This is a genomic window from Streptomyces sp. OfavH-34-F, assembly GCF_022347745.1.
GTDB lineage: Bacteria > Actinomycetota > Actinomycetes > Streptomycetales > Streptomycetaceae > Streptomyces.
Window position 1 is genome coordinate 26,014 of record NZ_JAKRGC010000027.1, and the last position, 10,568, is coordinate 36,581.

At 74.1% G+C, this 10,568-nt stretch carries 9 protein-coding genes; 7 read left to right on the forward strand and 2 right to left on the reverse strand.

Annotated features, from left to right (window positions below):
- Positions 1-101: 101 nt before the first annotated feature.
- The 6 genes from MHW47_RS07655 to MHW47_RS07680 all read left to right on the forward strand — a co-directional run bounded on the left by MHW47_RS07655 (position 102) and on the right by MHW47_RS07680 (position 6,215).
- Positions 102-935: a M55 family metallopeptidase gene (locus MHW47_RS07655; protein WP_239221877.1), complete on the forward strand. Its 834-nt coding sequence runs from the start codon at positions 102-104 to the stop codon at positions 933-935.
- Complete coding sequence (locus MHW47_RS07660) at positions 928-2,271, forward strand: M20/M25/M40 family metallo-hydrolase (RefSeq protein ID WP_239221878.1); 1,344 nt, start codon at positions 928-930, stop codon at positions 2,269-2,271. Before MHW47_RS07655 ends, MHW47_RS07660 begins: the two co-directional genes overlap by 8 nt.
- A 26-nt stretch (positions 2,272-2,297) precedes the next feature.
- Entirely contained in the window at positions 2,298-4,286 is a 1,989-nt protein-coding gene (locus MHW47_RS07665; RefSeq protein ID WP_239221879.1) for a prolyl oligopeptidase family serine peptidase, read from the forward strand.
- Positions 4,283-5,251, forward strand: a complete 969-nt coding sequence (locus tag MHW47_RS07670) for an LD-carboxypeptidase (RefSeq protein ID WP_239221880.1) — start codon at positions 4,283-4,285, stop codon at positions 5,249-5,251. The genes MHW47_RS07665 and MHW47_RS07670 overlap by 4 nt, the downstream gene beginning before the upstream one ends.
- Before the next feature lie 120 nt (positions 5,252-5,371).
- Positions 5,372-5,611, forward strand: coding sequence for a DUF1049 domain-containing protein (locus MHW47_RS07675; protein ID WP_239221881.1), 240 nt, complete (start codon positions 5,372-5,374; stop codon positions 5,609-5,611).
- 64 nt (positions 5,612-5,675) lie between these two features.
- Entirely contained in the window at positions 5,676-6,215 is a 540-nt protein-coding gene (locus MHW47_RS07680; protein WP_239221882.1) for a GNAT family N-acetyltransferase, read from the forward strand.
- Here the strand turns inward: MHW47_RS07680 and MHW47_RS07685 are convergent.
- Both MHW47_RS07685 and MHW47_RS07695 read right to left on the reverse strand, forming a co-directional pair.
- A complete protein-coding gene (locus MHW47_RS07685; RefSeq protein ID WP_239221883.1) occupies positions 6,212-8,080 on the reverse strand; it encodes a transketolase in 1,869 nt (622 codons plus the stop codon). The genes MHW47_RS07680 and MHW47_RS07685 overlap by 4 nt on opposite strands.
- Before the next feature lie 144 nt (positions 8,081-8,224).
- A complete protein-coding gene (locus MHW47_RS07695; protein WP_374230062.1) occupies positions 8,225-9,532 on the reverse strand; it encodes a cellulase family glycosylhydrolase in 1,308 nt (435 codons plus the stop codon).
- A 410-nt stretch (positions 9,533-9,942) separates the two neighbouring features.
- Between MHW47_RS07695 and MHW47_RS07700 the strand changes: the two genes are divergently transcribed.
- The coding region (locus MHW47_RS07700; RefSeq protein WP_239221884.1) for an ROK family protein at positions 9,943-10,568 on the forward strand (626 nt) is incomplete at its 3' end.

Here is a 10,568-nt window from a genome sequence, read left to right on the forward strand (position 1 = left end):
GCGCCGGCCCGCCCGGCCGCCGGGGGGCGCCACCGGACTGGACCTGTGGCGTCCCCGATAGTCCTGGCCTGCGCGTTCCCCGGCGCGTACCGTGTGGCCGCATGAAGATCCTCGTCAGCGCCGACATGGAAGGCGCCACCGGCGTGACCTGGCCGGCCGACGTGCTGCCCGGCACCCCGCAGTGGGAGCGGTGCCGCTCCCTGTTCACCTCCGACGTCAACGCCGCCGCCCTCGGCTTCTTCGACGGGGGAGCGGACGAGGTCCTGGTCAACGAGGCCCACTGGTCCATGCGCAACCTGCTCCTGGAGCAGATGGACGAGCGCGTCCAGATGCTCACCGGCAAGCACAAGTCGCTCAGCATGGTCGAGGGCATCCAGCACGGCGACGTGGACGCGGTCGCCTTCGTCGGCTACCACACCGGGGCCGGCACGGAGGGCGTCCTCGCCCACACCTACCTCGCCAACTCCATCACCGGCGTCTGGCTGAACGGCGTACGCGCCAGCGAGGGCCTGCTCAACGCCCATGTCGCCGCCGAGTACGGCGTGCCCGTCGTCCTCGTCACCGGGGACGACCTGACCTGCGCCGACGCCGAGGGGTACGCCCCCGACGCGCGGAAGGTCGCCGTCAAGGACCACGTGTCGCGGTACGCGGCCGTCTGCCGCACCCCCGCCCGTACCGCCGCCGACATCCGGGCCGCCGCCGCGCGGGCCGTCCCGCTGGCCGGACGCCGCACCCCGGTCGCGGCCGGACCGTTCACCGTGGAGCTGGAGTTCGACGCCGAACACCTCGGCGCGGCGGCCACCGTCGTCCCCGGAGTCGCCCCGAGCGGCGAGAGGCGGGTCTCCTACACCAGCGCGACGATGTACGAAGGTATCCGCACGTTCAAGGCGGTGACGACGATCGTCTCGTCCGCCGTGGAGGAGCAGTATGGCTGAGACGACCACCCCCCAGGACTCCGTCGACGCCCTCGCGCTCGACGAAGCGGTCACGTTCACCTCCGAACTGATCCGCATCGACACCACCAACCGGGGCGACGGCGAGTGCCGCGAACGCCCCGCCGCCGAGTACACCGCCGAACGGCTCGCCGCCACCGGTCTGGAACCCGCCCTCCTGGAACGCACCCCCGGCCGCACCAACGTCGTCGCCCGCATCCCCGGCACCGACCCGGCCGCCCCGGCGCTCCTGGTCCACGGCCACCTCGACGTGGTGCCCGCCGAGGCCGCCGACTGGACCGTCCACCCCTTCTCCGGCGAGGTCCGCGACGGCACCGTGTGGGGGCGCGGCGCCATCGACATGAAGAACATGGACGCGATGGTCCTGGCCGTCGTCCGGTACTGGGCCCGCGTCGGCATCCGGCCCCGCCGGGACATCGTCATCGCCTACACCGCCGACGAGGAGGCCAGCGCCGACGACGGTTCCGGCTTCCTCGCCGACCGCCACGCAGACCTCTTCGAAGGCTGCACCGAGGGCATCAGCGAGTCCGGCGCCTTCACCTTCCACGCCGCGCCCAACCTGCCGCTCTACCCCATCGCGGCCGGGGAACGCGGCACCGGATGGCTCAGGCTCACCGCGCGCGGCACCGCCGGCCACGGCTCCAAGGTCAACCGGGCCAACGCCGTCACCGCGCTCGCCGCCGCCGTCGCCCGGATCGGCGCCCACGAATGGCCCGTCCGCCTCACGCCCACCGTCCGCGCCGCCCTCACCGAGATCGCCGCGCTCCACGGCATCCACCCCGACCTCGACGCCCCCGGCTTCGACGTCGACGAACTCCTCGGCAAGCTCGGCCCGGCCGCCGCCCTCGTCGCCCCGACCGTCCGCAACAGCTCCAACCCGACGATGCTGGAGGCCGGTTACAAGGTCAACGTCATCCCCGGCCGGGCCACCGCCTACATCGACGGCCGTACCGTCCCCGGCGGCGACGAGGAGTTCCGCGCCACCCTGGACCGGCTCACCGGCCCCGCCGTCGACTGGGAGTTCCACCACCGCGAGCCCGCCCTCCAGGCCCCCGTGGACTCACCCACGTACGCCAAACTCCGCGCCGCCGTCGAACGGTTCGACCCGGCCGGGCACGTCGTGCCGTACTGCATGTCCGGCGGCACCGACGCCAAGCAGTTCTCCCGGCTCGGCATCACCGGCTACGGCTTCTCGCCGCTGAAACTGCCCGCCGGCTTCGACTACCAGGCCCTCTTCCACGGCGTGGACGAACGCGTCCCCGTCGAGGCGCTGCACTTCGGCGTCCGGGTCCTGGACCACTACCTGCGCACCGCCTGAACCACGCTGGGGGGAGACCCGCACCCATGCCGACGACACAGCCCCACGGCAGCTGGCACTCGCCGATCGACGCCGCGCTCGCCGCCTCCCACGACGGCCGCCCCGAATACGCGGGCGCGGTCGGCGACGAACTGTGGTGGACCGCGCCGCGCCCCGCTGAAGCCGGCCGGCGCGCCCTCGTCCGCCGCACCGAGGACGGCACCACCACCGAACTGCCCGCCCCCTGGAACGTGCGCAGCCGCGTCATCGAGTACGGCGGACAGCCCTGGGCCGGCGTCCCGCGCGCCGAGGGCGGCCCGCTGATCGTCTTCGTCCACTTCGACGACCAGCGGCTCTACGCCCACGAGCCCGACGGCGACCGCGAGCCCTGGCCGCTCACCCCGGTCTCCGGCGTCGGCGGCGGACTGCGCTGGGCCGACCCGCGCCCGCACCCCGACCGGGGCGCGGCCGGCGAGGTGTGGTGCGTCCTGGAGGAGTTCACCGGTGAGGAGCCGCGCGCGGTGCGCCGCGTCCCGGTCGCCGTCCCGCTCGACGGATCGGCGGCCGGCGACCGCTCCGCCGTCCGCGAACTCACCCCCGAACGGCACCGGTTCGTCACCACCCCCGAACTCTCCCCGGACGGGCGCCGCGCCGCGTGGATCGGCTGGGACCACCCCCGGATGCCCTGGGACGGCACCGACGTCCTCGTCGCCACCGTCGCGGACGACGGCACCTTCCACGACGTACGCACCGTGGCCGGCGGCCCCGACGAGTCCGTGCCGCAGATCCAGTGGACCGGTGACGGCAGGCTGCTCCTGGCGAGCGACCGCAGCGGCTGGTGGAACCTGTACCGGCTCGACCCGGACAGCGGTGAGACGGAGGAACTCTGCCCGCGGCAGGAGGAGTTCGCCGGGCCGCTGTGGAAGATCGGGCTCGTCTGGTTCCGTGTCCTGGAGAACGGGCTCATCGCCACCCTCCACGGCACCGGCACCACCACGCTCGGCATCCTCGACCCGGAGACCGGCGCACTCGTGGACGTCGCGGGCCCCTGGACCGCGTGGGTGCCGACGCTCACCGTGCGCGGCAGCAGGGTCACCGGCGTCGCCGCCAGCCCGCACAGCGGCTACGAGATCGTCGAACTCGACACCGCGACCGGCCACACCCGCATCATCGGCGCCCCGCACGAGGACGCCGTCGACCCGGCGTACTACCCCGAGCCGAGCCTGCGGACCTTCACCGGGCCCGGCGGCCGGGAGATCCACGCCCGGATCTACCCGCCGCGCAACCCCGCCCACACCGGCCCCGAGGGCGAACGGCCGCCCTACGCCGTCTGGGCCCACGGCGGCCCCACCGCGCAGCCCTCGCTCGCCCTGGACCTGGAGATCGCCTACTTCACCTCGCGCGGCATCGGCGTCGCCGAGGTCGACTACGGCGGCTCCGCCGGATACGGCCGCGCCTACCGCAACCGGCTGCGCGGGCAGTGGGGCGTCGTGGACGTGGCGGACTGCGCCGCCGTCGCCCGGGCGCTCGCCGCCGAGGGCACCGCCGACCCGGACCGGCTCGCCGTCCGGGGCGGCAGCGCCGGCGGCTGGACCGGCGCCGCCTCCCTCACCGGCACCGACGTGTACGCCTGCGGCACGATCATCTACCCCGTCCTCGATCTGACCCGCTGGGGCACCGAGGAGACCCACGACTTCGAGTCCCACTACCTCGAATCCCTGGTCGGCCCGCCGGCCGAAGTCCCCGAACGCTACCGGGAACGCTCCCCGGTCAACCGCACCGACCGGCTCACCGCGCCGTTCCTGCTGCTCCAGGGCGAGGACGACCCCATCTGCCCGCCCGTGCAGTGCGAACGGTTCCTCGCCGCCGTCGAGGGCCGGGGCGTCCCGCACGCGTACCGCACCTACCCCGGCGAGGGCCACGGCTTCCGCCGCGCGAGCACCATGATCGACGCGCTGGAGTCCGAACTCTCCCTGTACGCGCAGGTGTTCGGCTTCGACCGGCCGGACGTGCCCGTCCTGGAGCTGAAGCCGTGACCCTCGCGGACGCCCGGCGGGCCCCGCTCACTCCGCTGGCCCGCCCCGCCCGGCTGCGGCCGGGGGCGCGGGTCGCCGTGGTCTCCCCGAGCGGGCCCGTCCCCGCCGACCGGCTGGCGGCCGGCCTCGACATCCTGCGCGGCTGGGGCCTCGACCCCGTGCCCGCGCCCCACGCGCTCCACGCCCACCGCGACCTGGACTACCTCGCCGGCCCGGACGAGGCCCGCGCCCGCGACCTCCAGGACGCCTGGTGCGACCCGTCCGTGGACGCCGTGATCTGCGCGCGCGGCGGCTACGGCGCACACCGCATGGTCGACCTGGTGGACTGGGCGGCGATGCGCGCGGCCGGCCCCAAGGTGTTCGTCGGCTACAGCGACGTCACCGTGCTGCACGAGGCGTTCGCCCTGCGGACCGGGACCGCGACCCTGCACGGGCCCATGGTGGGCACCGACACCTTCCTGAAGGACCCGCGCACCCAGGAGTCCCTGCGCGCCACGCTGTTCGCACCCGAGACCGTACGGACCCTGGGCCTGGAGGACGCCCGGGCGCTGGTGCCCGGCCGGGCGCGCGGCATCACGTACGGCGGCTGCGTCAGCCTCCTCGCCGCCGACCTGGGCACCCCGCACGGCCGCACCTCCGGCCGGGGCGGGCTGCTCGTCATCGAGGACACCGGCGAGGACCCGTACAGCCTGGACCGCATCCTCACCCAGCTGCTGCGGTCCGGGGCACTGGACGGCGTCGCCGGGGTCGCCTGCGGCTCCTGGGCCGGGTGCGGGCCGTACGCGGGGGTACGGGCGGTGCTCGCCGACCGGCTCGGGCCCCTGGGCGTCCCGGTCGCCGAGGAACTGGGCTTCGGGCACGGCCCGACCGGGCTCACCATCCCGCTCGGCGTCCCGGCCGTGCTGGACGCCCCGGCGGACGGCGGCCCCGCCACCCTCACCGCCGAAGTGCCCGCACTGCGCTGACCCGCCCCGTCCCGCACCCCCTCACCCGAACGGCCGAACATCTTCGGCCCCGCGAGCAGGCCCGGCACCATCCTGGAGCCCCTGGGCGACGGCCCCACCGGGCCGGGAAAGGGGCTGCCCATGAGCCCCAAGGACGTATCGAGCAGCGGGAGGAGCGGCAGCGGGCCCTTCACCCCGGCCCGCATCCTCGTCCTCGTGGTCGCGGTCCTGTCGATCGTGTTCATCGTGGAGAACACCAAGGACGTCGAGGTCCGCCTCCTCGTGCCGCTGGTGACGGCGCCGCTCTACGTGTGGCTGGTAGTGATGTTCGTCGCGGGCATGGCCTGCGGCGCGTACGTCTTCCGCAGGCGCAGCAGGTAGCGCCGGACGGCCGCGCGGGCGGAACCGGCCGGCCCCGCCCGTGCGGCCGTCCTACGCTGGGGCGATGTCCGACACCCGCTTTCTCGCCGAGGGGCCGCGCACGGCGGTCCGGCCCTTCACCCCCGGCGACGCCGACGAGTTCACCGCCCGGGCCCGGGAGAGCCGCGCACTGCACCGGCCCTGGCTGTTCCCGCCCACCTGCCCCGAGACCTACGCCGCCTACGCGGGCGCCCTCATCGACGACCCGGCACGCGCGGGCTTCCTCGTCTGCGAACGGGACGGGTCCATCGCCGGGTTCGTCAACATCAACAACATCGTCGCCGGGTCCTTTCGCTGCGGCGCCCTCGGATACGGGGCCTTCGCCCACGCGGCCGGGCGCGGCCTCATGAGCGAAGGGCTCGCCCTCGTCACCGACCACGCCTTCGGCCCCCTCGGCCTGCACCGCCTGGAGGCCAACATCCAGCCCGGCAACGAGGGTTCACTCGCCCTCGTACGCCGGGCCGGCTTCCGCCGCGAGGGCTTCTCGCCGGACTTCCTCCACATCGACGGAGCCTGGCGCGACCACGAACGCTGGGCCCTCACCACCGAGATGCGCCGGCCCTAACCGACGAGGCGGTGGGCCGCGTCCGCGATGTGGGTGCGGGAGATGCCCGCCGCGTCCAGCAGCTCGCTCGTGGTTCCGGACCCCGGCAGGTTGTCCCCGGCGAGGTGCGCGAACGCCGGACAGCTGCCCGCCGCGGCGAGCGCGGACAGCACCGCCTCACCGATCCCGCCCTCCGGGTGGTGGTCCTCGGCCACCACCAGCGCCCCGGTGTCCCGGGCCGCCTCCACCAGCGCCTCGGCGTCCAGCGGCTTCACCGAGTACAGGTCGATGACGCGGGCCGCCACGCCCCGCTCGGCCAGCAGGTCGGCGGCGGCCAGGCACTCGTGCAGCGTGACCCCGGCACTGACCAGGGTGACCCGGTCGTCGTCGCCGCGGCGCAGCGTCTTGGAGCCGCCCACCGGGAACGTCTCCTCGCTCCCGTACAGCACCGGGTAGGCGCCGCGCGTGGTGCGCAGGTACGAGATGCCGTCGATGTCGGCCATCGCCACGGTCAGGGCCGCCGCCGAGGTGGCGTCGCTCGGGTAGAGCACGGTCGAGCCGCGCACCGCGCGCATCATGGCCAGGTCCTCGACGCCCATCTGCGAGGGACCGTCCGCGCCGATCTCCACCCCGCTGTGGGTGCCGCACAGCGCCAGCGTGACGTCCGAGACGGCGGCCATGCGGATGAAGTCGTGCGCGCGGGGCAGGAACGCGGCGAAGGTGGTGGCGTACGGGCGGAAGCCGCGCACCGCCATGCCCACCGCCTCGGCGACCATCTGCTGCTCGGCGATGTACGTCTGGAAGAACCGCTCCGGGTACGCCTTCGCGAAGTCCTCGGAGTGCGTGGAGTTGCCCACCTCCGCGTCCAGGGCGACGACCTCCGGCCGCACCCCGAGCGCGACCAGCGCCTTCCCGAACGCGACGCGGGTGGCGACCGCCTCGCCCTTCTCGAAGCGCGGCAGCTCCACACTCCCGCCGCCGCGCGCGGGGGCCGGCGCGGCCTGCGGCGGCCGGGGGCCCGTCACCCGCAGATCGCGGACCCCGCCCAGCTCCTCGACCGCGCGGGCGGCCAGGTCCTCGGGGAGCGGCTTGCCGTGCCAGCCCTCCTTGTCGGCGACCTCGCTCACCCCGCGCCCCTTGACCGTCCTCGCCACGATCACGGTGGGCGCGCTGCCGTCCGCCGCGGTTGTCAGGGCCCGGTCCACGGCGCTCAGGTCGTGGCCGTCCACGACGAGGGCGCGGCAGCCGAACGCCTCGACGCGGCGGGCGTAGGCGTCGGTGTCCCATTCCAGCTCGGTGGGGCCGGACTGGCCGAGCCGGTTCACGTCGATGATCGCGGTGAAGTTGCCGAGCCTGTGCTGCCCGGCCTTGTCCAGGGCCTCCCACACGGACCCCTCGGCCATCTCGCTGTCGCCGCACAGCACCCAGACCCGGTACGGCTGCTTCTCCAGGTCCCGTCCGGCGAGCGCGATGCCCACGCCGTACGCGATGCCCTGGCCCAGCGAACCGGTGGCCACGTCCACCCAGGGCAGCTCGGGCGTGGGGTGGCCCTGGAGCCGGTGGCCGAAGCGGCGGTACGTCGTCATCAGCTCCTTGTCGCCGATGGCACCGGCCGCCTTGAACATGGCGTAGAGCAGCGGCGAGGCGTGGCCCTTGGAGAAGATCAGGTGGTCCCCGGCCGGGTTGTCGGGGGCGTCCCAGTCGTAGCGCAGATGGCGGGTCATGAGGACGGCCATCAGATCGGCGGCGGACAGGCTGGACGTGGGGTGCCCGGAGCCGGCCGAGGTGCTGGCGCGCACCGAGTCCACCCGGAGCTGCTGGGCGAGTTCGAAGACCTCGGAGAGGTCGCTGTCGGGGCCGAGCGCGGTGGTCTGTTCGGTGGTCATGGGGCCGGACCTTTCGTACGGAGTCGGACGACGGAACGGGTTCCCGAATCCGCCGGTTCCATCACCTTCCGGACGCAGGTTGCCTCGATTGCCCAGCACGGCCCCGCCGGCCGGTGCCCGCGCACCGGCCGGCGGGGCCGCCCGTCAGAAGTCGGCCGCGCTGCCCCGGACGGCGCAGGACCGGTTGTTCTCCCAGCCCCAGCCGTCGCCGTCGGGGTCGGACGAGGCACTGGCGCAGTACGGGTAGCCGTTGGGCGCGGTGCCGGTGTTCCCGCTGCCGGTGTCCGGCGCGCTGCCCCGGACGACACAGGACCGGTTGTTCTCCCAGCCCCAGCCGTCGCCGTCGGGGTCGGACGAGGCGCTCGCGCAGTACGGGTAGCCGTTCGGCGCGGTGCCGGTGTCCCCGCCGCCCTCGCCGCCGCCCGGTTCGCCACCGTAGACGGCGGCCCGCCGGGACGTGGCGGTGATGCCGTCGCTGCCGAGGAACAGGCGCTCGCCCCAGGCGGTCAGCGCGTTCGGGTCGAAGCCGCTGACCAGGTCCAGATACTCGACGCCGCCGCCGTTGCCGCTCCAGGACCAGCCGAGGTAGCCGAGCCGGAGCGACTGGGCGGTCGCCATGATGGCGTCCTCGTCGGGGTTGCCGTCGCTGTGCGCGTCGCCGAACTCGCCGACCACGATGGGCAGTCGGTTGTCCACGAAGTGGTTCAGGTAGTCCCGCACCTCGGCGGCCGTGTCGTAGACCCCGTACATGTGGATGGAGAAGACGGTGTTCCGGTCCGGGTCGGCGGCGAAGACCGAGGCGGCGTTGTTGCGCATCGTGCCCGACCAGTCCTGGCCCCAGTTGGGCGCGTCCACCATCAGGGCGTGCCGCAGACCGGCGGCGCGGAGCTTGCCGATGGCGTTCTTGGTCGCCGACGTCCACTGCTCGTAGCCGGTGTTGCCGAAGGGCTCGTTGCCGATGTTGACGACGACGTAGTCCTCCTGGCCCACCAGCGCGCTCTTGACGCCGATCCAGTAGTCCGCCGCCCGGTCGAGCGAGGTGGCGGCGGAGTCCTCGCCGTAGCCGGTGGTGTCGTGGACCTCCAGGACGCAGATGACCTCGGCCGCCTTGCACCGGGCGATGAGCGAGGAGACCTCCGACGCGCTGGTCTTCGTCCAGCGGTCGCCGCTGCCGAGGACGACGCGCACGGTGTTGGCGCCCCGGGCGGCGATGTCGGCGATCGCGTCCGTCCGGTCCGGGTACCAGGCGTGGGCGTGGTTGACGCCGCGCATCACGAACTCGCTGCCGTCGGCCTCGTACAGGCGCCCGTCGCTGACGTGCAGCCCGGTGCCGGCGGTGGTGGCCGCCTGGGCCGTGGCCGCCGGGGCCAGGAGGGACAGCAGGGCGCCCGCCATCCCGGTGACCACCGTGGCCACGGTGGCGAGCAGGGCGTTGCGGGGTGGTCTCTTCATGGCTCTCCTCAAGGGGGTCGGGTGGGGCACGGCCGTACGCGCCGAGCCGGTCCGCCGCACTCCGCTCGGGTGGAGACAACGTTGTCGGCCGGGGTGGGGGCATGGCTGACGGAGCGGGGTGCCGGGGATGCCGGGGTCACGTGTCCGGCCGGGGAATCGGGCCGTGCTGCGGATTTCCGCTCCGGCCCGCTGTCGCCCTCATATGAGGCCCCGGATGTTCCAGTCATGTCAATAGACGTGTCGCGCACATTTCATCGGCCGCTCGTGCGGGACGTGAAATGCGAAGACTTCTTCTCTGGCACATGACTAAACCTTTGCTCAACTGAACCGGAGAACTAGACAACGTTGTCAAGCGGCGGCAGAGTACGGCTGGGGAGCGATGCGCGCTCCCTCGGAAAGGGCGGAACGAGATGGTGTACGGAGCACTTGACATCGGCGGGACGAAGATCGCCGGAGCGCTCGTCGACGAGGACGGCCACCTGGTCGCGCGGGCCCAGCGCGCCACTCCCGCGCGGCGGCCGGCCGAGGAGCTGGCCGCCGCCGTCACGGCCGTGCAGGACGAGCTGGCGGCCCATCCGGCCTGGGCGGACCTCAGCTGCTTCGGCATAGCCAGCGCGGGTCCGGTGGACGCCGCGGCGGGCACCGTCAGCCCGGTCAACATCCCGGCCTGGCGCGGCTTCCCGCTGGTCGAGCTGGTGCGTACGCACCCGGCGGTGCCGGCCGGCGTCCGGCCCGTGCTCGTCGGGGACGCGGTGGCGATGACCGCCGCCGAACACTGGCTCGGCGCGGCGCGCGGCGTGGCCAACGCCCTGTGCATGGTGGTCTCCACCGGGGTGGGCGGCGGGCTCGTCCTGGACGGCCGGGTGCACGGCGGCCGGACGGGCAACGCCGGCCACATCGGCCACATCACCGTGGACCTCGACGGACCGCGCTGCCCGTGCGGCGCGCCCGGCTGCGTGGAGACGTACGCCAGCGGCACCGCCATCGCCGCCCATGCCCTTGCCCTCGGCTGGACCGCCCCGAGCGGCGTCCGGCC